The following is a 24,090-nucleotide window of genomic DNA, read 5'->3' as shown; positions in this document are numbered from 1 at the left end:
GTTTCTTGGCCGACAGACACGGTCTCCTGGCCGACAGACACGGTCTCGCGGCATAGCCTGAATGGCGCGGCACCGTTTCATATGCGGCGGAGCGTGTTCCGTGGCGGCACTAGGGCGCGTTCGATGCCTCGGCTACCTTGAAGGAAGTCTCATAAATGGCTACTGGCAATGCCTACTTCTACAACCTGTCCGAGCAGGATGTCGTTATCGACGTGAACAACTTCAACGGGGACAAGGTCGCCGGGCTCGGATCGGCGCCCTACAGCCCGAACAAAAGCAGCAACGGCCCGTATCAGCGTTACGACACCGCAGAGCCCCAGCAGGGGCAGTTCGGCACCACGAACACGCTCGAGTACAACGTGGCGGGCGGCGGGGGCGGTAAGGTCAGTGTCACGATCAATGTCGACTTCGGCCGCTATCCGGCGAACATGGACTTGATCGTCTACCTCTACAACTCGGCGGTGATGGTGATGTCGCCGAGCGACAGCGTGCCCTATCTCGGCAAGAACGGCCAGACCATCCAGGTCGGCCCCGGCTCGGACCAGCGAATCTGATCCGCCGAGCCAGCCCATTTGGAAGGGGTCGCGGTGGCGACCGGCTACATGTTCTCAGGCCCGGTGGCGGGTGGACAGCCGTACATCTATTACGCCACCGGTGCCCAGCCGGCGACCTACGACGTGGTAGTCGGCCTGGACCAGGTCTTTTCCTCCACGCCGGCGCTACCGATCGTCGCCGGTATCTTCACCCTCGCGTCGGCGAGCAGCGGGTTGTCCTACACGATCACGGCCGCGATGGCGGCGATCTGGAACTTCGACGCGAGCCAGTTCGACTCGAACGGGCTGTTCCGGACCGCGGTCTGCGGCAACTTCGATCAGCTGCTGGTCGACCTGGACATGGCCGGTCTCCTTCCCGGGCGGCTGCAGGCGATCCGCGGCTGGATCGCCCAGTCGATCCCGCAGACGTTCGCCGAGTCGCTGTACCTACGGCACGGATTCGACCCCGTCCGGCGCTGCGTCGAGCTGACGCCAGGGATGCGCCTGCGGATCGACTTCGAGGACCATCAGGCGGTCGACCCGGGCGACGACCTGCGCAACGGCTTCGTGGGGAGCGGCACGTCGTATGTCGAGCTGAGCGGGGTCGCGTCGCAGGGGGGTGGCCAGGTGGTCGGCTTCGATCCCTATCTCAGCCGCCTGATGGGGCTGTCGGTGGCTCCGACGAGCGGCGGCGCCGCGGGAGTGATCGACCTGCAGGGCGCCGCCAACCAGCTGGCCTACTGGCGCCTGTTCTACCCGTCCCAGTTCCCGACGAGCGACGACACCGGGTTCACGGGGATCAACCAGAACGCCACGCTGATCGGTGCCGGCGACCGCACCACGCTCGAGGCCGCTACCAGCTCCTATGTCGCCGGCACCACGCTGCCGGCCGGCGCTGTGGCCGCATGGTTCCGCGGTCGCGCGAGCGTCGTGCCGGAGGTGCCGGTGTTCCTGCAGGGGGTGCGCGCCTACGTGCCGGTCGGGACGACCGTGCGCGACCTGCTCTGCGGCGTCATGCCGCTGCCGCGCAGCACGGCCACGCAGGTCAGCTCGCACGTGATGACGCGTCCCTACGACGCCCTCGTCGCGGGCTCCTCCTGGGCGCCGCTCACCGTGGACACCTACTCCGACGTCCCGCTCGGCGCGCAGGCGCCCTGGAGCTCCGCGCTCGACACCTTCGACTTGCCGATCCTCGGCGGCGACTCGCTGTGGGTCCCGATCCCCAGCCCGACGTAGACCGATGGGTGTCACTTTCACGCAGCAGCCGGGCGATGCGTTGTGGAGCGTCGACAGTGGTCCATCCACGTGCACTGTCGCGTGGGCACCGTTCGACACCGGTGGCGTGCCGGCGAGCGCCGTCGCCCTGTCCGACACGTGGTCGACGTTTCTGGGGACCTACCTCGTGCTGCCCCCGCACAGCCGGCTCTCGACCGCCCTCGCGACGAGCCTGGTCCAGTACCTCGACTGGCGCCCGCCCGGCAGCGTCCGCTTCGCCTGGATCGCCAACCCCGGCGACGACCCCCACGCGTGGGACGCCAGCACGATCGGCTTCGACGGCGACACGACCACCGGGCGCAGCGGCCTGCTGCTGCGCAACCTCGCGCTGTGGGTCGGCGCCGGCTGCACGGGCGCCACTGACAGCGGCGGCGACGCGATCGTCCTCACCATCCCGGCCGGCAGCGTCTCGCTGACCGCGCAGGCAGGTGCGGCCACGTTCCCCGTCACGGCGTCCGCGCTGACCGTGCCGTTCAGCGGCCCGCAGGCGGGCTGCGCCGTCACGGAGCTGACGCTGACCGAGGCGAGCGGGGCGTTCGAGCAGCTCGACGTCGGCATGCGCTACTTCACACCGGCACCGGGCAACCCACCGCTCCAGACCCGCCTGGTCTCCTACCGCTACCCGGTCCTGGCGACGACGCAGCCGGCGAGCGGCGCGTCGGTACCGGTGACGGTCTCGCTCGACCCCGCCGCGCCCCTCGACGACACCCGCACCTTCCTCGGGCTGGTGCCCTCAAAGGCTGACAAGGGCCCTGAGCTCGCGTCGTACTACCGGACCGCGAACCGGCTGGCCGTCCGGCTCACCCCGCTGGCGACGCCGGCCGCCAAGCTCGTGCCCGCGGTCCGCGCGCTGTCCGACCCGCCGTCGCCGTTCGACCCGTTCTACTTCGTCCCGCGGGGCGGCTTCGGCGTGCAGGTGGTCGACGGCGGCGGCAACCCCGTCAGCGGTACGTAGCGGCTGATGTGCGGCACATCGGGCCTCGAGTACGTCGACCTGCCGGACGGCGGCGGCGAACTGTGGTTCAGCCCGGGCGGGGCGGCCCTGGCCGGCGAGCAGGGCCTGACCGCCACGGCCACGACGGCGTACGCGTCGGTGTTCGGCTCCGGCGGCCTCGTTTACCATGCCCAGCCCGACGGCTCACCCTTGTTCCGAACGACCGGCACGCCCAACTTCCTGGCCTTCGACGAGTTGCCCGGCGTGACGCTGCCACCCGCGCCGCAGGACGGGACGCTGCCGCCCGGGTTCCCGATGGTGCCGTACGCCGGCGTGGTGGACGACGACCTGTCGCCCTACCGGCGGCTGGAGTACAAGGTGATCGCGCCGACCCGCCGTACGACGATCGCCGGCGTGAGCACCGCCGCGGCGCGCGCCCGGCCGGCGGCCGCCGTCGACGGCACCGGTAACAGCGGTGGTGGTCCGAGCGTGACGCCGCAGGGGCTGCTGGCCGACGTCGACGCGAACGGCATCACCGGCCTGACCCTGCTCGTGTCCGGCAGCGACGCCGTCCAGATTCCCGACGTCAGCCCCGAGCTCGCCGCGGCGCTGCAGTCCAACCAGCTGTTCCTCGTCGCGTCCGACCCGAGCAGCCTCATGACCTCCGGGACGGTCGCCGGCACGGTGACGATCGGCGCGGGTCCCGACCAGTGGACGATCGACGTGTGGCCGAGTGCCTGGTCGGCCATGGGCACGACGCTGGTCATGAAATTCGCCGGCAAGTCGCTGGCCGATCTGGCCGCGGACACCAGCACGTGGACGCAGCCCACCGACTTCAACGGCGGGGCGTCAGGCGTCCAGACCGCGCAGCAGACGCTGCTGGCGGCGATCGACGAGGCGGTCGAGCGCGCCTCGACCGACACCGAGTTCCAGCCGTTCGCGCAGCTGGCCGGTGACCCGACCTGGCAGGGCCTGCTGTTCCTGAACGCGCCGATCCCGCCGGCCGACCTGCCCGGCCAGCTGTCCGGGCTGGCGGCGGGCATCGACGCCGGCCAGTTCAAGGCGCACCACCTCGGCCTGACCGTGACACCGGTCGACGCGAGCAGCGGATCGCCGACGGCGCGGCCGTCGTCGCTGTTCGGGTTGATCTTCTACGAGAGCACGACCTCGGCGGCCGGCGCGCAGGGACCGTACGCCTTCAACGTGCTGAACCTGAAGGTGCGCTTTGAGAACTCCACCGTGGCGACCTTCTCCAGCCAGATCCAGCTGCTGGTGGACGAGCTGTTCGCCGAGCCGGCGACCCGCACCGACGCCACCACCAAGACCGCCTGCGCCGACAACGTGCTGCTGTTGTACGGCGTCTACCAGCGACAGGGAACGACGAGCGGCTACCGGTTCTCCACCGATCAGGACAACGTGTTCGTCATGACCAGCGGCGTTCTGTCGAGCGTCGAGATCGCGACGGCGCAGTTCGTCACGGTCGTTCCGGCTTCGGAGGCCGACCCCCCGTCCAAGCCCGCCGAGTCGTCGTTCGTGATGAGCGGCGCGCTGCGCTTCCTGCCGCCGGCGAGCGCGGACGGGTTCGACCTGTTCTCCTTCGGCCCGGCCGCCGCCGACCCGCTGCCACTGTCCCAGCAACGCCTGAGCTTCGCCAACCTCGCGGTCGACCTCGCCTACGACCCGGCCGACCCCACCAAGGACGTCTACACCTTCAACGCGACCAAGCTCGCGCTGGACGGCTCGCAGAGCCCGGCGCGCTCCAGCGGGGTGTTCAACGACTTCCCGCTCACCCTGTCGGGCTTCCTGCACGTGCAGCCGGCCGCGGCGGGCGGCAACGCCGGCTCGGCCACCCCGGCCGGCCTCGGCTACGCCGGAGTCGACGTCCCGGACCTGCCGCAGGGGTCGATCCAGGCGCCGTGGTTCGGCATCGTCGCCGACCTCGGCCTCGGCACGGCCGGCGCGCTGGCCGCCAAGGTGGGACTCACGGCCGGCCTGCTTGCGGCATGGGCGCCGGGCAAGCCGGACGCTCCGAACGTCGGGGTCGCCCTCAAGCTGCCCGGGACGGGCGGCGGCGGCAAGCTGCTCTCGCTCGAGAGCGTGCTCAAGCTCAAGATCGGGGATCTGACATTCACCCGCGACGCCGACGCCTACGTGCTGGCGCTCCAGCAGATCGCGATCAGCGTGCTCTCGCTCAGCTTCCCGCCCGGCGGGCAGGTCGATGCCCTGCTTTTCGCCGACCCGACCGGCCGAGATCGCACGACGCTCGGCTGGTACGCCGGCTACGCCAAGACGAAAGGCAAGTCATGAGACCGGTCACCCGCGACGCCGTGCCGAACAACTCCCCCTACGCCATCCGGCTCAACACGATGGTCAGCCTCCAAGTGGACGCGTCGCAGCCGCCGAACTGGAAGTTCAGCGTGGACTCGGTGATCAGGGCTCTCAAGACCAATACCCCTTCGCGCTGGGACCTGCTGCAGGCGGAGTGGTATCTCGCCACCGGAACGGTGCCCCCGGCGAACCCCGGCTGGACATTGCCGGCCCTCCTGAATGCGTACGCGACCATCAACCGCCGCCTGACCAAGGGGGCCAAGGGCTGCAACAAGGCGGGTCCGCTGCTCACAGGCATGTTCGGCGAGTTCTGCAGCTTCTGCGAGCAGTACTTGCCCGGCCATCTCGTGGTCCAGCACTGCACGCCGATGTCGCCGTTCCCGTACTTCACGCTGTGCTGGGACAACCTCCTGCTGGCCTGCGAGGCCTGCAACGGCTCGACCGGCATGCTCGACAAGCTGACTCGTGACGAGGTCGACCGCTGGGGCACGTACGCCGACGACTGCGCCCGCAACGTCGCGATCCGCGGGACCCCCGGCAACCCCGCCACCGCGCGCTACCTCTGGCCCGACCTCAACCCGCTCGCCTACCGCAACCTCGTGCCGTACCTGACCTTCTGGGGGAACAACCAGTGGAACGTGCTACCGTTCGGGGAGTCGGTCAAGATCGGGAGCGCTATCACGCAGTCGAGCCTGGCGAACCGGCATATCACCGCCACCATCTTCTGCAACGGCACCTGGTACCAAAACCAGACCGTGATGGTGCAGACATCGCCGCTCGACCAGCAGGCCTTGGACTCGGTCAACTACTACGGCTTCGGCCGCACCGGCATCGGCCCGGGTGAGATCGCCGACTGCCGCATGTACAACCGGACGTGCACCTGGTTCAAGGCGATCAGCTTCATAGGGCGGCTCACGTCGGAGCCGTTCGACTCCGTCTGGCCTCTGATCGTGAGGACCGCGGGGCAGAGCGGCTTCTACTCGGTATGGATACGCGTCCTCCACCTGATGGGGGGCGCTGGCGTCTTTGTGCCGAGCGACCCGACGATCTCGTACATGCAGCAGTTCATCACCGACATGGCGGCCTACTACCCCAACACGAACACGACCGCGGTGCCGTAGGGAGCTGCCATGCGTTCACTGACCAGACTGGAATGGCGGGACGAGTGGGTCGGCGCCCGTCCGGCCGACGTCGCCCTCGACGCGCTCGGCCGCTTCTGCGCGGCGTGCGAACGGCGGCTGCCGCAGGCCGCGATCGCCTGGCACGCCGTCCGCCAGGAGCCGATCGACGGGCGGCTGACCGCGGCCGATTGGGCGGAGACGATCCCGCTCTGCCACAACTGCGCGGCGGCCGCCACGCGATCGGAGGCCGACCTCGAGACCGTGCTGCTGCCGTACCGCGACCTCACCTTCCTGCTCGGCGACGACTCGCCGCTGCGCTACGAACGCGGCGACGGCGACGGCGACGGCGACGGCGATGCGGGCGGGCGGGTGATGGTGATCGCGGGCGGCGGGCGCGGGCAGGAGACGGTCGCCTACTTCGCGCTCAACGAGCACATCCCGGCGCTCGGGAGCGAGTTTCCGTTCGAGCCCGACGCCGACCGGCTCACGCGCGACTGGGTGGATCCGCGGATGTCGTTGCGCACGCGTGCCTGGGATGCCGCCGGCACCGCGGCCGCCCAGCTCCGGACGGCACCGAGGGAGCACCACGCCGCCGTGCTCGACCTCGCCAGTATGCTGGCCGACGAGACCGGCTTCTGGTCGACGTGGGCGACGGTGCTCTGGCGCGAGATGGGCGACCGCGAGGTGCTCGAGCGTGTCCTGCAGCCGCAGGCCGCCGGGCCCGCCGCGACCCTCTCGCCCGAGGCCGCTGTGCCGCACGCGTTCCCCGCCACACGTCCCGGCTGGATGCCGCCGACCGAGCCGGCCGGAGCCTGACGTGCGGCCCGGCAACGCGCTCGCCGTTGCGCTCGACCCGGTGCTGTGCGCCGTCCAGACCGCGCTCGACAAGGCGAAGGGCGAGGGCAGCGTGCCACTCGACGCGAGCACGCTCAACGTGGACGGCGCGAGCGGTGCGGCCGTCGTGGCGCTGATCGCCGCGCAGCTCGGCGCGGCACCCACGCTCGAGGGCGCCACGCAGATCAGCCAGGTCGACGGCCAGGACGCCCTGCTGGTGAAGGGCAACGCCACCGGCGTGATCCTGGGGATCCAGACGCCTGCCGTCACCGCGACCTTCACGACGGTCGCCGACTCCAAGCTCGCGAGCGGGCTGGAGATTCAGGTGACGATGCAGATCGCCGGCGGCCCGAACTGGAGCTTCGCGACCAGCTTCCCCCAGCTCAGCCAGACCGGCATCGCGCAGATGACCCTCGACAACGCGACGGTCGCGCCGGCCTTCGTGCTGCGCAGCGTCGACGGGCCGGGCGACGCCTACGGACCGGTCGAGCGTGCCGGACTGAACCTCGAGGTGGGCGTGGTGATGGACGGCAAGGGGCCGTTCGGGCTGCTCGGCGACGTGCTGAGCGCCGTCTCGGGCACGCTGAAGATGGCGGGGCCGGTGTCCATCGGGGCGAGCGCCGAGTCGATGGCGATCCGCGCGCCGAGCGGCGTGCCGACGGTCGGCTTCCCGGTGTCGGGGCTCGCACCGATCAGCCTCGCCGGCAGCCAGGTCATGGTGTCCGGCGTGGCGAACTTCGGCAGCGGCACCTGGTCGTGCGGCGTCGAGCTGGACGTCTGGGCGCTGGTGTCCATCGGCGGCAACTCGGTGCCACTCGGCGTGGGCATCCCGGTCGGCTTCGGGTCGTGGCGGCTGTTCGTCGTGCCCGACCAGGGCGTGCGCCTGTTCCAGCTGCTGGAGTTCATACCAGGCCTGTCGCTGCTCGAGCAGGTCCCCGACCAAGTGCAGAACGTGGTGAACGTCGACGTCGGCACCTTCGCGCTCGTGCTCGGCAAGGGCACCGGCGGCTGGTCCGTCCAGTCGCTCCAGGTCATCGTCAGCAGCCCGCAGGCCTGGACGATCATTCCCGGCGTCGTCGAGATCGAGCAGATAGCGGTGGCGCTCACGGCGAGCTGGCCCGTCGTGAGCGGGACGGTCGGTGGCATGATCGGGTTGGACCCGGTCGACGGCCAGCCGGCCGTCGACATCTCCGTGACCGTGCCCGTCCCGCTGAGCGCCGGCCCGATCAGGATCAGTTCCCTGCCCGGCGTGCAGCTGCCCGGACTGGGCGCGCTCACCACCCTGATCGGCGGCGCCGACCTGACCGCGCTGCTTCCCGCGGGCATGGAGAACGTGGGGTCGTTCGTGCTGGGGTCGTTCGCCGTGTCGGTCGACCCGGCGGCGTTCGCGCTGCAGGAGGCGTCGATCTCGCTGGCCGCCGACGCGTGGACGATCATCCCGCAGCGCCTCGAGCTCGACGACATCTTCATCAACCTGGACGTGCGACCGGCGGCGCAGACGTCGCTGACGGGCTCGATCGGCGGCACGCTCACCATCGCCGACGCCGGCGTGGCCGTGCTGGTCGAGCGGAGCGCGTCGGCGCCGGACTGGGAGCTGTCGGTCAACGCCTCGGACGTGCGGCTGCCGAGCCTCGCCGACATCGGCACGCTGGCCGGCACCGACCTGCAGACGCTGATGCCGAAGGCGATCGCCGATCTCAGCTTCGAGATCGCCCACCTCAAGCTGGACGCCGACCTCTCGAAGGGCGCGATGCTGCTGTTCGGGATCATCGTCCAGCTGGAGGGTCCGTGGGTCATCGTCAAGGATCGCTTCGAGATCGACCAGGCGATGGCCTCGCTCACGCTCGACTGGCGCTCGGGCACGATGGTGCCGTCGGGCGAGCTGCGCGCGGTGCTCGACTTCGGTGACCTGGTCTATCTCGAGCTGGACGCGCAGCGGCCGCCGAGCGGCGGCTGGATCCTCAATGGCGCGCTGGAGCAGCCGGTCGACGTCACCGAGCTCGTGTCGCTGGCCACCGGGATCCAGATCGACTCCGGGCTCGCGTCCGGCATCGAGATCGACGTCGTGTCGCTCACCTACCACACGCTCGACGGCTCCTACCAGTTCGCGGTCGCGGCGAGCTGGAAGCCCAAGCTCGCCGGCGGACTCCAGCTGGAGGTCGACGCCTCGCTCGCCCTGGCTCGCGCGCCCGACCAGGTCAACGCCGGCCAGTGGGTCTACTCGGGCCACATCGAGGGCGACCTGAAGAGCCACTTCGGCTCCGACCAGCTCGAGCTCGCGATCGTCTACGGCTTCCAGCCCAACGGCAACAGTTTCGTCTTCAGGCTCGGCTTCAACCAGCTCACCCTCACGGCGACGTACACCACGCTCGCGGACGGCGACGCGGTGATCACCGCGCGGCTGACCGGTGTCTCGTTCGGCGAGCTCCTCGAATGGCTCGTGAACCTCGTCGACTCGAGCCTGCACTTCCAGCTGTCCGCGCCGTGGGACATGCTCAACAAGATCTACTTCGACGACTTCGCGATCGTCGGCAACCTCACCAAGCGCACGATCGGCGTGGAGTACGACCCGAACCTGAACCTCGGCCTCGCCGACGTCACGTCGGTCACCCTGACCTATTTGCACAAGGGCGGCTCGCCGACGATCGACATCGCGATCGTCGGCTCGTTCGCCGGGCAGGAGTATCCGCCGGACAAGCCGCTCACCTGGGACCTTCTGCAGGACCCGCCGCCGGCCGCGCCCGGCGCGGGAGCGGCTCTGATCGACCTGCAGGACCTGGGCGTCGGCCAGCACCTCGTGCTCGCCGACCAGCACGCCACGACGATGGGCCAGGTCATGGCCGACGTGCACGCGATCATCGTCAACACCACGGGCGACAAGCCCTGGGACCAGCTGAAATTCGACCCCGGCGCCGGCTGGCTGGTCGCCGCCGGCTTCACGGTGATGGACACCGTGTCGCTGAAGCTGATCTTCAACGACCCGGTGATGTACGGCGTGGAAATCTCGCTGGCGGGCCAGAAGGCGGGGCCGTTCGCGGGGCTGGACTTCCAGATCCTCTACCGCAAGATCAGTGACGACGTCGGCGTTTACCACACCGAGCTCAAGCTCCCCGACGCCATGCGGCACCTGGAGTTCGGCGCGGTGTCGATCACGTTGCCGATCGTCGTCATCGACATCTACACCGACGGCGGCTTCTACCTCGACTTCGGGTTCCCCTACAACAACGGCTGGACCGTCTGCTTCGGCGTCCAGGTGTTCCCGTTCGTCGGCGTGGGCGGCTTCTACGCCGGCCGGCTGAGTGCCGCCGACGGTGCGGCCAACCTGGTCCCGGCGGTCACGAACGGGACGTTCAGCCCGGTGATCGAGTTCGGCGTCGCGCTGGCGATCGGAGTCGGCAAGACCATCAACGAGGGGCCGCTGTCGGCGGGCGTCTCGATCACCGCCCAGGGCGTCCTGCAGGGCGTGGTCGCCTGGTTCAACCCGGCCGACGCCTCACAACCGAGCGACCGCTACTACAAGGTCGACGGCAGCCTCGCGCTCGTCGGCAAGCTCTACGGCACCGTCGACTTCAAGATCATTACCGTCAGCGTCTCGGTGGTGGCGACGGTGACCGCGTCCGTGCAGATCGAGGCGTACGCGCCGATCATGCTCGGCCTGTCGGTCGACGTCCAGGTTCAGGCGAGCATCAAGATCCTGGGCATCCGGATCCACTTCTCGTTCTCGATGCACCTGGACGCCTCGTTCACGATCGGATCCCGGCAGGCGACGCCCTGGCAGCTGGCCCTGGGTGGCGGCGCGCCGCCCGGGCAGCCACGGCTGCCGGCGGCGCGGCGGCTGGAGGGCGCACACCACCTGTTCGCAGCACCGCGGGCGCTCGCGGCGATCGCCGTCGCCGCCGCGCCGCCGCTCGACTGGCAACCGGTCAACGTCGTGGGCGCCCGGCAGCTCCTGACGCTGACGATGCTGCCGGTCTTCACCGTCGCACCCGCACCGGCGGGCGGCGAGGCGGTGGTCACCGTGGCGATGGTGCCGTCGATGGACAGCCCGCCGCCGGACACGACGACCACAACGGCCACCTCGTTCGACGCGCTCGTCGAGTCGCTGGTGCTGTGGGGCATGCAGACGCTGACCGGCAGCGCGTCCGGGCGGTTGACGGCGGTCGACCTGCAGTTGATCTACGAGGACCTGACCTCCGGCCACATCGCCGCCGGCGGGTTCGCCTACGGCAACGTGGCCGGCTTCATGGTGGAGAACTTCGTCGTGGCGATCGCGGCGCCCCCGTCCGGTACCACCGAGACACCGGCCGCCGTCGTCCCGATGCCGCCGCCGCTGCGGATGAGCCCCGACGGGCAGCCCGCCGTCGATTTCTGGACGGCACAGCCGGTCGACGCGCAGTGGCAGCAGGGCGTGCAGGAGCTGTTCGCGCAGCTGGCCGTCGACTACGGCTACAGCCGCGCGCCCGACCCCCTCGACGGCGAGGACCCCCTCGGCCCGCTGGACCCGCTCGGCGACGGCCAGGCGGCTGACGGCACCGAGCCGCTGGCCGAGGCCCTGTTCGGCGACTGGGCTCTGATGGTCGCCCGCGGCGCGATCCAGGCGGCACGTGACCAGCTGTCGAAGGCGACGGAGACGACGACGGCCACCGGCAGCCTGATCGGGCTGGCCTGGCTCGCCGCCGCCGGGCCGCCGGAGGACGGCAAGCCCGGCGCCGGCCATCCGCCGCCGGTCGTCTACCACGCCCGCGCGGGCGACACCGCCGCCTCGATCGCCGCCCTGTTCGGTGTGACGGTGCCCGAGCTCATCGCGGCCAACGCGGACGACTTCCCCTGGAGCGACATCCCGCCAGGCACCGCGTGCACGATCCCGCCGCCCCTGGCGCTGGCGGGATACGTGACCGTTCCGGGCGACACGCTGGCCTCGATCGCCGGCGCGTGGTGGACCGACACCGCCAGTGTCCAGGCGGCCAATCCCGGCGTCGACTTCACCGACCTGGCGGGCGGCACGCCGGTGGCCGTGCCGGTGCCGGCGGCGCTGTTCGACATCGCGGCGGCCAACCTCGGTGCGACGTTGTCGCAGAACGCGCTGCCGATCGCGGGGCTGACCTACACGGTGCTGGCCGGCGACACACTCAGCAAGATCGCCGTGGCTGACTACCGGCAGCCGGCGAGCGCCATCGCCGCGCTCGCCGAGGCCAACGCCGAGGCTCCCGGCGTGCTGCTGGCCGGCGCGGCGGACACGCTCACACTGGCGACGGCGGTGGGCACGATCCCCTACGTGGTCGCCGCCGGAGACGGGCTCGAGCTGGTGGCGGCGTTCGCCTGCGTGCGCAACCGCCCGGCCACCCCCTACGACGCCGACCAGAGCTGGTTCGCCAACGCGATCTCCCAGGCCAACCCGGGGATCGACTTCAGCAAGCCGCTCGGCCCGTCGACCTCGCTCCAGATCCCGGGCGCCACCGCGACACCGAGCGGCCCGAGCCCGACCGGCCAGAGCAGCACCTACAGCGCCAAGGCCGGGGACACCCTCCTGCTCGTCGCGGGCTACTTCGCCATGGTCCAGCTGAACTCCAGCGACCCGCAGCTCGAGGCGGCCGCGACCGGCATCACCGCGCTCAACCCCACGATCGACTGGACGAAGGCCGGCACGACGATCCAGCTCCCGCCACAGCAGCACACGATCGTCGCGGGCGACACGCTCGGCGTCCTGGCCGGCCGCTTCGGCCTCACGGTCGCCGACATCGCCACGCTCAACGCCTGCGCGCAGGTGCTCACCCCCAACGCGACGCTGACGCTGCCGCCCAGCCTCAGCTACCAGGTCCCCGCGGGCGCCGAACTCGCCGACGTCGCCGCCACGCTCGGGCTGACCGTCGATGAGTTCGCCGGGCGCGTCGGCGCCGTGCCGGGCGTCCTGGCCGCGGACCAGTCCGTGACGCTGCCGAACCGGCGCCAGATGGACGTCGGCGAACTCACCGGTCAGATCTCCGGCGCCGGCACCGCGAACGTCGCCGGGATGGCGTCCCACTTCACCCTCCACGGCCTGCGGCTGCCCGTGCCGCCCGACCCGGCCAACCCGGTGGACGCCGCGCTGTACGCACTGACCGGCCAGCAGTTTCCGGCTCCGTCCCAGCCGCTGAGCGGCGACTACGCCATCACCTTCTCCGTCGGTGACACGGCGGGGACCGGCTGGATCCATCCCGTCGTCCCGTACACCACCAGCGGGTCCGACACGCTGCAGTCGCTCGAGCAGGCCTACGGCGCCGTCATCACGACGCTCAACCCCGCGGTCGACTGGAGCACGCTGCAGGCCGGCGAGGTGATCAGCGTCCCCGCGGACGGCGTGAGCGTCGAGTTCGACCAGGCGACGCTCGCCGGCGAGTCGCCGGAGACGTCGTTCTCGATCACCTCGTCCGCCGAGATCGTGCCGCTCGTCAGCGCGCAGTCGGTCCGGCACTCGGTCGCCGCGCCCGTGCCGTGGGCGGCGGCCGCGCCGCCGGTTCCGCCGGTCACGCCCGGCGCGCCGTCGCCACCGCCGCGGCCGGCCGGTGGCGGCCTCGCGCTGTGGCGGCTCCCGGCCGGCCTGCTGTCGAGCGTGGCCGCGTCGCCGTCGACGCACCCGTACGCACTGATGACCTCGCTGAAGTCGCAGCCGGTGATCGACGACCCGGCCGAGGCGAACTACTACGCGTGGGCGACGTGGCTGCCGATCACGATCGAACGCGTGCCGACGCCGGACGGCGGCTGGCTCGAGGGGACCTACGCGGTGATCGGCGCCGCCCAGACCGACCGGGACGCGCTGTTCGGCCTGTGGACGGCCGCCACGGCCGCGGGCGTCAACCTGTCGCTCGCCTACACGGCCGCCGCCGGCGGTACCGGCCTGGCCTCCGACGCGCTCGACACCGCCGCGACGGCGGTGCTCAAGACGAACCTGTCGACCGAGACGCACAGCGGCGCCGAGGCGGCGGATGCGGACACCGGACTCGGCAGTCCGCCGCCCGCGAGCGCCGCCTACGCCGAGCTGGGCGCGCCGGCGCAGTTCCTCCAGCTGCTGTGGGAGGCCAGCGTCGTCGGCACCGGCGGCTTCTACCTGGCCTACGCCAAAACCGGCGGCGGCGGGCTGCCGAACTCGGTATGGGCGTCGGGCGACCAGGCGCAACTTCACGTCATGGCGCTGCTCGACGACGCGCTGGCCGCAACACCCGACCGGACGCTGTACCCGTTCATCACCGGCGCCGTCGTGGCCGACAACCTCGACCCCTCCAAGCTGAACGTGTTCGCCGAGGCCACCGACAGCAGCGACGAGACCGCGGTGGCGACGGCGCCGCCGGGCAACATCGCCTTCCAGCTCACGCGGGCCAACGACTCGGCTCCGTCCGACCCGAATCCACTGCAGCGCTCGCTGAGCCTGTTCAGCATGCTCGACTACGTCGTCACCGGCGACGGCTTCGCCCGCTCGCCGCTCGCGCTGCCCGTGGGCCCGACCGGCGACGGCAGCGTCTGGACCTACGACCAGACACTGCCGGTCTTCCGGCTCGCACAGCCCCGGCCGGCGGACATGGCGCCGGGCCTGCCCCCCGGCGCCGACGACCCGTACGCGGGGATCGCGCCCGGCGCGGAAGTGAACGTCGCGCTGGCGTTCCGCGACGTGTTCGGCAACCAGGTCGGCACCGCGGGTGCGACGCTGCCGTCCGCGCCGGTCGGCTACTACGACCCGGTGCGACCCCTGGCGGCGTGGCCGGGCATCAGCGCCGCCTACGCGATCGGCGGAACAGCCGGCGCGCCCGTGCTCGACCTGCGCGCCGGCCTCAGCGTCGACAAGTACGTCCCCGGGCCGGGGAACCTGTTCCCGGTCGCCGTCCGCACCGCGGCGGCGCACCAGGCGACCTACCGTCAGGTGCACTACCAGGTGCAGCAGCCCGACGTGACGTTCTCGGCCGCCACCTCGCTCGACGCGCCCTGCACACCCCACCTCACCGGCCCGGCGCTCGAGACGCCGCTGCGCGGCTTCGTCATGGGCACGTACCTGTACCTTGGCACGGCCCAGGACCTGCAGCAGTACGAGCACACCGTCGCCTCCGGCGGTGAGCGACTCGGCGCCGTCGCCGGCGACTACACGCTGACGCCGGCGCAGCTGCTGACCGCCAACGCGGCCGCCGACGCCGCGCAACTCGTCGACGGCCCGCTGACGCTGCCGCTCACCCAGGTCGTCGTACCGGGCGACACCCTCGACGCGATCGCGACGGCCGACGGCGTGGCCTCCACGGCGGCGCTGCTGGGCATGAACGACACGGTCGCGCTCGCGTCCGGCGCGATCATGGTGACTCAGGCGTGGCGCTACTGGACGGGAACGGGCGACACACTCGATGCGATCGCGACGCTCGAGAACACCACGGCGCCCGCGGTCGCGGTCGCCAACACCAACACGCCGCACATCCTCGACACCACCAAATCCGTCAGCTACGGAGGCAAGACCGAGCCGATCGGCGCGACCGACACCTTCGGGACGCTGGCGTCGAAGCTCGGAGCGACCGTCGCCCAGCTGGCCGCGGCCAACCACGATGTCCCGCTGTTCCTGACGGGCATCGCGGTGTTCATCGCGCAGGCGCCTGTCCCGCCCGGCGACACCGGCGGCGCCCGCAGCCACACGACCGCCGCCGGCGACACCCTCGCCGGCATCGCGCAGGCGCAGCACTGCACCGTCGCCGGCCTCGCACTCGCCAACGGCCAGGCCGCGGTGCTCGACACCACCAAGACCGTCGAAGTCAACGGGACCACGGTGCCGATCCGCGACGGTACATTCGCCACCGTCGTCGCCGACCTGCTGGCGAAGGACACCGCGGCCAGTATCGCCGACGTCGGCGTCGCCATCGCCGACCCGCCCGATGCGGCGAACAACGTCCTGCTGGAGAAGGTGACGCTCGCGATCCCCGACTACGTCGTCCAGCCGAACGACACCCTCGCCGGCGTGCTCGAGACCTACGGCAGCATCTTCGACCTCGAGCAGATCGCCCTGCTCAACGACCCGCTCGCGAGCGGGCTGTATCCGACGGGCACCCCGCTGGTGACCGGCAGCCGCCCGCTCACGCCGCTGGCGGGCGACAGCTTCGCGACGATCGCCGCCGACGCCGGCCTGACCGTCGACCAGCTCGGCGCGGCGAACGCCGCCACGAATCTGAACGCGGACCAGCCGCTGGTGATCCCCGGCGCCACCGAGCTCGGCGCGACGCAGCAGGCCGGCTACCAGGTTCCGTTCGACACCGCGCCAATGCCGACGCTCAACGACATCGCGGTCGCCTTCGACACCGATCCGGCGCAGCTTGGAGCCGACAACGCGACGATGCCGGGCCTCGTCGCCGCCGACGTCACCCTCACCTACACGCCCACCGGCGAGCAGACGGCGACCCGGGCGGGCGACACGCTGGCGTCGGTGGCGGGCCGAGTCGGCGCCGCCGACGCGGCCGCCCTGGTGACCGACCCCGCGGTGAACACACTGGCGGGCCTCGTCGCCGCCGGGGCGCTGCTGCAGTGCCCGCTCGCGCAGGTGAACGGGCGCTCGCTGTCGGCGCTCGCCCAGACGCTCGGAGTCGACCCGACCGACCTGGCAACGGCCAACTCGGCGCTGATCGGCCTGATCACGCCAGGTAATACGCTCGTCGTCACGCGGCAGGACCTCGTCACGGGGACCGACCAGACGGCGACCATCTCGACCACCGCGAACGACACGATCGCCTCGCTGGTGCGCAAGCTCCAGCTCCAGGTACCGGCGATGGAACTCGCCGACCTGCTGGCCGCTTACGGCGGCTCGGCAACGCTGCTCACCTCCACGAGCGTGATCGTGCCTCCCGCCCGCGTGGCCGTCTCCTCACCGCTGAAAAACCCGCAGGTCGGCGCGCCGTTCACACCGCTCGAGGTCACCGTGACGATCGCCCGTCAGCCCGACCTCGCCGACGCCGCGGCGACGGCGGGCGGCCTCACCGACGTCGTCTCCGCCACCTCGGCGCTCGTGCCGGACCTGGCCGACTACGGCGACCTCGCCGGCTTCGCCACAGCCATCGAGACCGCGCTGGCCCCGCTGCGCCTCAAGCTGGCGGCGGGTCCCGACCCGGACGGCGCCCAGCGGCGGCTGTGGATGATCGACTTCGGCTCCGACGGCTTCGCCCAAGTCGCCGTCCAGGGCACGACGCCGCGCTTCTACGCGCTGCCCCCGATCGGCCGTGAGCTGACCAGCGGACCCGTGTCGATCAAGCTCTACGACCCCAAGACGGGCACGCTGTCCGACGATCCCGTCACTCGCACGTTCGCCTCGATCCACCTCGACACCTGGATGCGCACGGCGCTCGAGGCCATCGACCTCTTCCTGTCGCCCGTGGTCGCCGCGCCGGCGTTCCGGCTGAACCCGTCGGCCTTCACCACACTCGTCCAGAGCAAAGGCGTGATCGCCGCGGCATTGCGCGACCGCGTGGCCGAGATCCTCCTCGACCCCGCCCCCGACCCGGCCGGCCTGGCGGCGGCGCAGCAGGCGCTCTACGAAAGCATGCTCACCACGCTGTCGAGCGCGTACACCACCGACGCGGTCGTCCAGTTCCCCGTCGCGGTCACCTCGCCCTACGGTCCCACGTACACCACGGGCTCCGCCGACACCTTCGCGACCGTCGCCGCCGCCTACGGAGTCAGCCCTGAGGCCGCGCAGGCGCAGTTCGCGGACGTCGCCCCGCACGGCACGTTCCCGCCGCATACGACACTCGACCAGAGCGCGATGCTTTACACGACCGGCACGAGCGACACCTTCGCGACGCTCGCCGCGTTCTTCACCACGGACCCGGGCACGGTCGCCATCGCGGCCCTCGACGTCCCCGGCCTCGTCCCAGCAGGGACGATGGTCGGCAGCTACCACGTCCAGGCGAACGAAAAGCTGCGCGACATCGCGACGGGCTCGGGCGTGCCCGCGGCGACGATCGCCGCCGACTGCACCGTCCTGTCGCCACAGGTCCAGGTGCACTGCTTCTCGCCGCCAGAGCCGATCGCGCCGCGGCTGGTCGCCACACCGTCGGTCGAGCGCTACCCGGCGACGAGTGGCAACACCGCACAGCAGTTGCTCGCCTGGTTCTCGGTCAGCGCCACCGCGCTCGGCGAGGCGATCGAGGACGCGCGCGGGATCCTTTGCGCCGGCGCGGTCGTGGCCAACACCGCCGACGACAGCCGCTACACCATAGGCGCGGGCGACACCTTCACCAGCCTGTTGCAGCCGCTCGGCGCAACGAGCGTAGGGGCGCTGCTGCCCACTCTCCAGCTTGTCTCCGGCGCGGGACTGCTCCAGCCCGGCGTCGCGCTAGCGCTCGGGCGGGTTCAAAAGACTCCCCGCGGCCAGGACTCGTTCACCACGCTCGCCGCCTTCTTCGACGACGACCCCGCGAGCCTGGCCGTCGCCAACCAGGACATCGCGTCGGTGTTCGTGCCGGGGACCGTCTTCACGCTCGCCTCGAATGCGACCTACACGATCAAGGGGCCCGAGACCATCGCGCAGGTCGCCCAGGCCCTCGCAACCGACCCAGAACAGTTTGCCATCGACCCGAACGTCGTCCAGCAGCCTGGTGTCTTCAACACCTCCACGCCGCTCCACGGGCTCCAGCCCCTGCCGGACTTCTCGCTGTCGACGGCGAAGGTCCCGCTCGTCAACGGCACACAGTTCGCCTCGTTCCTGTTCGGCACGAGCGCCGACGCCAGCTTCCGCAGCCTGTTCCTCAACCTGGACTGTGGGGTCGGCGAGCTGGAGTTCCAGATCGCCGACGTGCCCGGCGCGCCGGGCTACCAGACGTCGGACTGGCTGCGCCTCGGGGTCCCGCTCAACACACCGCCCCAGCCGGGGATCGACCTCCACGTCGGCGAGGTCGACGTGCCGATCCCGCTGCGGTCCTACCCACAGTTGCCGCTGATGGAGGCACTCGACGCCTGCGCCACCTGGACGCCGCCCCACCATCCGCCGACGACGATCGGCGAGGCCAGGCAATGGCATCTGTCGGCCAGCCTGCAGCACCAGAGCGCCGCGCAGGACGAGACGCTGCTTCAGGTGACCTTCAACTGCCCGACGTCGGTGAGCACGCAGGACACCGTAGTCGACCCGCTGTTCGACAAGCTTGCCCAGTTCGTCACCGCATGGCCGAATCTCCAGCACGACGTCGCCGCGCTCGCCGCGATGACGCCCGGCACCGCTGATCCCGGAGACCGCCTGGCGAACATGACCGGGGCCTTCGCCACACTGATCACGGATCTGGCCGGTGGGTTCGCGGCCGACGCGATGGACGCGTCGCCGACCGACGGCGACGACGACTCACAGATCTACACGTTCCTGCTCGATACAACCTACGACTTCAGCGGCCAGCACATGGAAACGGTCGAACTCACGCTCCAGCCGGGCAGCACCACCGCCGACATCCCCTGGCCGGCGATCTGGGTCACCTGGACCGGCGCCGACGGCAAGCCGCAGACCAGGCGGCTGACGGCGGATGCCGCCGAGGCCGACCGGTCACGACGCTACTACTACCCGCAGAACGTGCCAGCGTTCGCCGCGCTCACCCATCGCTTCGCGCTGCCGGGCAGCGCCGTGCCGGAGAACGTCAAGGACGAACCGCGCGGACGCGACGCGGTCCGGTGGCAGGCCGGCGCGGTCGCGGCGGCGGTGCGCCGCAACGCCGAACTGGTGGGCGGTGCGACGACGGCGACGCAGTTCGTCTACCAGACACCCTGGATCTCCTTCGCGAACCCCGCGATCCCCCTGCTCCGAACCAGCGCCGAGATCGACCTTACCAGCGGCGGCAGCGGCTTCCAGCAGCGGCTCGAGGCCGGCCTCACCACACTGCTCACCAGCGGCGGCAAACCGCTGACCGGCACCTACAACGTCCGGCTTCTGTGCCGTTACGCGCTCGAGCTCGCCGTACCGTCGAACACAGGCGGCGGTGATCCGATCGTCGAGCTGCTCCCCGTCTTCTATGTGCCGCTGTGGCCGCTGAGCCTGGGCACCAGCCTGAGCGACTTCGCGACGGGCGCGGCCACCCAGCTGACGACATGGCTCTCAGACCAGGCCCTTACGCCGGCCGTCACGGACGCCTACGTGCTCGACCTGTCGTTGTTCGCGAGCGGCGACGTGACGATGACGCGGCCACTGGTCGAGCTGTCTGGCCTGAGAATGGCCGTCACGTAGCAGGCTGCGCGTCCACATCAGCCGGTTCGGCGCCTACGCCGACTGGGGTGGGCTATGCCCGGGGGTGGTTGCCCGTGTCGGTTGTGATCGTGCCGGAACCGGTATGGGGAAAGAGATCACAATGATGGAGGCCGGACGGCGTGTTGCGTGCCCGTGAGCCTGGGGGTCCTGCGTCAATGTCGCTTGACGCAGTGAGGGTGGGGTGCGATGAGCCGATTGGGGCGCAGGGGCTTTCTCGGGGTGCTGGCCGCGACGGTGGTGACCGCTGGATGTGATGGTTCGCCCGCGCCGCGTGGCGCGGTGGCGGGGAGGTCTGCGCCGGTTCCGCGTACGCCGCGGCCGACGGTGCTTCCTGAGTCGTTGTTGCCCGGGGACCCGGGTTGGCGTATTCGCCGGCGTGGCCCGGATGAGGCGATCGAGGGGTATGCGGATCAGTTTTCGGCGGTGCCCGGTGAGGAGGTGGCGCTTCGCGTTTCCACGACGGGGGCTGTTTTCCGGGTGACTGCCTATCGGGTTGGCTGGTATGGCGGGGCGCAGGCGCGGCGGGTGTGGCGGTCGAGGCCGATCAGGGGTGTGCGGCAGGACCGTCGGGGCAGGTTCGTGGCGGCGACGCGCACCGTGCACGCTGATTGGGCGGTGTCGGTCTGGGTGCCTACGCGGGGTTGGCCGGAGGGGGTTTATTTGCTGCGGCTGGACTCCGACGCCGGGTTTCAGCGTTATGTGCCGCTTGTGGTGCGTTCGGTGTCTGCGGCGGGCAAGACGCTGCTGGTGCATGCGATCACGACCTGGCAGGCCTACAACAGGTGGGGCGGCTACAGCCTTTACATGGGGGAGAGCGGTTCCTACGACACCCGTTCGCTGGCGGTGACGTTCGATCGTCCTTACGAGGGTGACGGTGCGCGGAAGTTCATGGTTCATGAGCGGGCGCTGGTGGTGCTGGCCGAGCGGCTCGGCATTCGGCTGGCGTATACGACCGGGCCGGATCTGCACGCCGATCCGGCCGTGCTGGACGGGGCCGCCTCGATCGTGTTTCTCGGGCATGACGAGTATTGGACGCCGCAGGAGCGCCGGCATGTGAGGCGGGCCAGGGACGCGGGTTCGAATGTGGCGTTTCTTGGTGCGAACAGTTGTTACTGGAGAATCCGGCTGGAGCCTACTCGGAAGGGCGTCAACAGGCTGGTCGTCTGTTACAAGAGTGATGCCGGAAGCGATCCGATGTTCGGCAGGCGCCCGTCTTTGGTGAGCACGAATTTCCGGCTGTCGCCCGCGGCCGACCCCGAGTCCTCGCTGGTCGGGGTCTTGTATGACGGCTTTCCGGTGGATGCGCCGTTCGTGGTGCACTCGCCGGGTCACTGGCTGTTCGAGGGTGCCGGGGTGAAGCGGGGTGACGCGTTCGCGCATCTGGTGGGGGTGGAGTACGACCGTGTCGTGCCGGGTGTGCCGACGCCGAGGCCGTTGGAGATCATCGCGCACTCGCCGCTGGTCTGCGGGGGCCGGTCGAGTTTCGCCGATGCCGGTTACTACACGGCCGCCGGCGGTGCGGGGGTGTTCGCCTCGGGGACGATGCGCTGGGTGGAGGGGTTGATGGCCGGAACCCGCGATGGGAACGGGTCACACGGCATGGATGCGCGGACCAGGAGATTCGTGACGAAGGTGACCAAGAACCTGCTCACCGGTTTTGCCCGGGGGCCGGCGGGTGAGCTGTTTCCCGGGCCGAAGGACAACGTCGACGAGGTTTACGCCTGATCGGCCGGGCGTGTGTGCCGTGTGCCTGCCGGAGCTTTTCGGGGTGGTGACGGGTGGTCTCGCACCGGCCGGTCACATTGAAAAGGAATTTTTGCAAAATTACCTTTGCGAAGCTAGGTTGTGGGGCACACCCTGGAGGGGAGCACGATGAGTGAGGTCTTCCGTGTCACAGATCCACGCACATTGAAGGCCGTGGCCCATCCGCTGCGTGGCCGCCTGCTCGGCCTGCTCCGCGTCGATGGTCCGGCGACGGCCACCGAGCTGGCCAAAAAGGTCGGCGAGAGCTCCGGCTCGACCAGCTATCACCTGCGTGAGCTGGCCAGGTACGGGTTCATCGAGGAAGATCCCGAGCAGCGCGACGCTCGCGAGCGCCGTTGGCGGGCCCGCCATCGCTACACCTCGTGGAGCAACGCCCAGCTGGCCGGCACGCCGGAGGGGCGGGAGGCGGCCGCGGCGGCGCGCCGCCGTCAGCTCGCCATCCTCGCCCGCGACCATGAGGCCTTCGAGCGGGAGATGGACGCCTGGGGTGCCGAGTGGATCGACGCCGCCGGGATGAGCGACGAGACCGTGGGGCTCACGCCGGTCTCCGCCGTGGAGTTCCGCCGCCGGGCGATGGAGCTGGCCCGTGAGCTGGCCGAGCGTGACGCGGGCGACCCCGCGGCGGAGCAGGTCAACGTCCATCTCGCCGTTTTCCCCTGCCATCCCGACAACGGGCCCGCCAAACCCGGCGGGCCCGCGAAGCCCGGGTGACCGCCGCGGGTTCCTCATCACCCGGTGCCGAACAAGCAGCCCTTACCGCAGAGATTAGGCGGACCTTGATGATCCCCTTGTCCCCCCGATCGGCGCGACGCCGTTTCGCTCTGATCAGCTTCCTGAGCTGGCTGCCGACCGGTCTGACGCTGGCTCCGATGATCCTGCTCATGACCGGGCGGGGACTCGGCCTCGCCGAGATCGGCCTGGTGACCGCCGCCTATTCGGCCACGTGCATCGCGCTGGAGTTGCCCACCGGCGGGCTCGCCGACGTGCTGGGCCGCCGGGTGGTGCTCGCGGCCGCCGCGGCGTTCGGCCTGGCAAGCCTGACCATGCTGGCCTTCGCCACCGTGACCTGGCAGTTCCTGCTGGCCATGGTCCTCAACGGCGTGGCGCGGGCGCTGTCCAGCGGGCCCGCGCAGGCCTGGTACGTCGATGCGCTGCACGCGGCCGAAGGCCCGGACGCCGACCTCAAGCCCGGCCTGGCGCGTGGTGAGGCCATGGGGTCGGTCGCGTTGTGCGTCGGCATGCTGGTGGGCGGTTTCGTCCCGCTCGCCGTACCGGAGCAGACGATCACCCCGCTGGCGGTGCCCGTGCTGGCGGGGGCGGTGGCGTCCGGTGTCCTGCTGGTGGCCGCGCTCGTCGCCATGCCCGAGCCGCCGCGTCCGCGCGCCACGTTCGCCGGGGTGCTGCGGGGCGTGCCGGCCGCCGTCGGCGCGAGCCTGCGGCTGGCGCTTCGTGACCCGGGCTTGAGCAGGCTCCTGCTTGTCGCCTTCGCGATCGGCGTCGTGGTCGGCTCGATCGAGTTGCTGACCCCCGGGCGGCTGGCGTCGCTGACCGGGCGGGCGGAGAGCGGCGGCTCGGTGTATGCGGTCGTGGCCGCTCTCGGGTTCGCCGCCAACGCGATGGGCCACGTCCTCGCCCCGGCCGCCGCCCGGTTGCTCGGCACGTCGGCTCGTGCCGCGGCGGCCGCGACCGTGCTCGCCGCGGCGGCGGTGGGCGCGCTCGCCGCCTCCGTGGCGTTGTCCGGCGTGGCCGGTGTCGTCGCCGCCGCGGCTGCCTATGTCGTGCTGTTCGTGGGGCTCTCGGTGATCGGGCTGCTGCGGGCGGAGATGATGCACCGGCGCGTCGTGTCGGCCCAGCGGGCGACGCTCATGTCGGTGAACTCGCTTCTGCTCCAGTTCGGCGGGCTGGTCTCCTCGTTGGCCGTCGTCTGGCTGGCCGCCGGGGCCGGTACGGCCGTCGCCTGGGCCGTGGGGGCCGTCGTGCTGGTGCTGGCGGTGCCGCTGTATCCGCGCGGGACCGGGCGGGCCGTCGCCGAGGAGGCGGTGGCCGTACCGGACCGGGTGGCGTGAGCCCTCGCCACGGCGAAGA

The 24,090-nt window shown here is 70.9% G+C and carries 10 protein-coding genes; all 10 read left to right on the top strand.

The annotated features are described in order from the left end of the window. Positions 1-155 precede the first annotated feature (155 nt). Positions 156-554, top strand: coding sequence for a hypothetical protein (locus ACFY2X_RS29355; RefSeq protein WP_389944196.1), 399 nt, complete (start codon positions 156-158; stop codon positions 552-554). A gap of 33 nt (positions 555-587) precedes the next feature. After that, positions 588-1,769, top strand: a complete 1,182-nt coding sequence (locus ACFY2X_RS29350) for a hypothetical protein (RefSeq protein WP_389944193.1) — start codon at positions 588-590, stop codon at positions 1,767-1,769. A gap of 4 nt (positions 1,770-1,773) precedes the next feature. After that, on the top strand, positions 1,774-2,763 hold the full coding sequence (locus ACFY2X_RS29345) for a hypothetical protein (RefSeq protein WP_389944190.1): 990 nt from the start codon (positions 1,774-1,776) through the stop codon (positions 2,761-2,763). A gap of 6 nt (positions 2,764-2,769) precedes the next feature. Next, positions 2,770-5,049, top strand: coding sequence for a hypothetical protein (locus tag ACFY2X_RS29340; RefSeq protein WP_389944187.1), 2,280 nt, complete (start codon positions 2,770-2,772; stop codon positions 5,047-5,049). Continuing rightward, positions 5,046-6,191: a hypothetical protein gene (locus ACFY2X_RS29335; protein WP_389944184.1), complete on the top strand. Its 1,146-nt coding sequence runs from the start codon at positions 5,046-5,048 to the stop codon at positions 6,189-6,191. Before ACFY2X_RS29340 ends, ACFY2X_RS29335 begins: the two co-directional genes overlap by 4 nt. A 9-nt stretch (positions 6,192-6,200) precedes the next feature. After that, on the top strand, positions 6,201-7,007 hold the full coding sequence (locus ACFY2X_RS29330) for a hypothetical protein (protein WP_389944181.1): 807 nt from the start codon (positions 6,201-6,203) through the stop codon (positions 7,005-7,007). Position 7,008: 1 nt separating this feature from the next. After that, positions 7,009-20,220 carry a LysM peptidoglycan-binding domain-containing protein gene (locus ACFY2X_RS29325; RefSeq protein WP_389944178.1) on the top strand — a complete coding sequence of 4,404 codons (13,212 nt, stop codon included), beginning with the start codon at positions 7,009-7,011 and terminating at the stop codon, positions 20,218-20,220. Between the two features lie 207 nt (positions 20,221-20,427). Further along, positions 20,428-21,966 carry a N,N-dimethylformamidase beta subunit family domain-containing protein gene (locus ACFY2X_RS29320; protein WP_389944175.1) on the top strand — a complete coding sequence of 513 codons (1,539 nt, stop codon included), beginning with the start codon at positions 20,428-20,430 and terminating at the stop codon, positions 21,964-21,966. 147 nt (positions 21,967-22,113) lie between these two features. Continuing rightward, a complete protein-coding gene (locus ACFY2X_RS29315; protein ID WP_389944172.1) occupies positions 22,114-22,716 on the top strand; it encodes a winged helix-turn-helix domain-containing protein in 603 nt (200 codons plus the stop codon). A 68-nt stretch (positions 22,717-22,784) separates the two neighbouring features. Continuing rightward, positions 22,785-24,071 (top strand): MFS transporter, encoded by a 1,287-nt coding sequence (locus tag ACFY2X_RS29310; protein WP_389944169.1) that lies wholly within the window; start codon positions 22,785-22,787, stop codon positions 24,069-24,071. The last annotated feature ends 19 nt before the right edge of the window (positions 24,072-24,090 follow it).

The organism is Streptosporangium sp. NPDC000396 (assembly GCF_042898655.1).
Lineage (GTDB): Bacteria > Actinomycetota > Actinomycetes > Streptosporangiales > Streptosporangiaceae > Streptosporangium.
Note: the sequence above shows the minus strand (reverse complement) of the source record. Positions and strands in the feature narration are given on the sequence as shown.

What these genes read in the sequence shown, in the direction of transcription:
- ACFY2X_RS29320 (WP_389944175.1), top strand. Translation starts at nt 20,428, where the DNA reads ATGAGCCGATTGGGGCGCAGGGGCTTTCTCGGGGTGCTGGCCGCGACG.
- ACFY2X_RS29355 (WP_389944196.1), top strand. Translation starts at nt 156, where the DNA reads ATGGCTACTGGCAATGCCTACTTCTACAACCTGTCCGAGCAGGATGTC.
- ACFY2X_RS29315 (WP_389944172.1), top strand. Translation starts at nt 22,114, where the DNA reads ATGAGTGAGGTCTTCCGTGTCACAGATCCACGCACATTGAAGGCCGTG.
- ACFY2X_RS29340 (WP_389944187.1), top strand. Translation starts at nt 2,770, where the DNA reads ATGTGCGGCACATCGGGCCTCGAGTACGTCGACCTGCCGGACGGCGGC.
- ACFY2X_RS29330 (WP_389944181.1), top strand. Translation starts at nt 6,201, where the DNA reads ATGCGTTCACTGACCAGACTGGAATGGCGGGACGAGTGGGTCGGCGCC.
- ACFY2X_RS29310 (WP_389944169.1), top strand. Translation starts at nt 22,785, where the DNA reads ATGATCCCCTTGTCCCCCCGATCGGCGCGACGCCGTTTCGCTCTGATC.
- ACFY2X_RS29345 (WP_389944190.1), top strand. Translation starts at nt 1,774, where the DNA reads ATGGGTGTCACTTTCACGCAGCAGCCGGGCGATGCGTTGTGGAGCGTC.
- ACFY2X_RS29335 (WP_389944184.1), top strand. Translation starts at nt 5,046, where the DNA reads ATGAGACCGGTCACCCGCGACGCCGTGCCGAACAACTCCCCCTACGCC.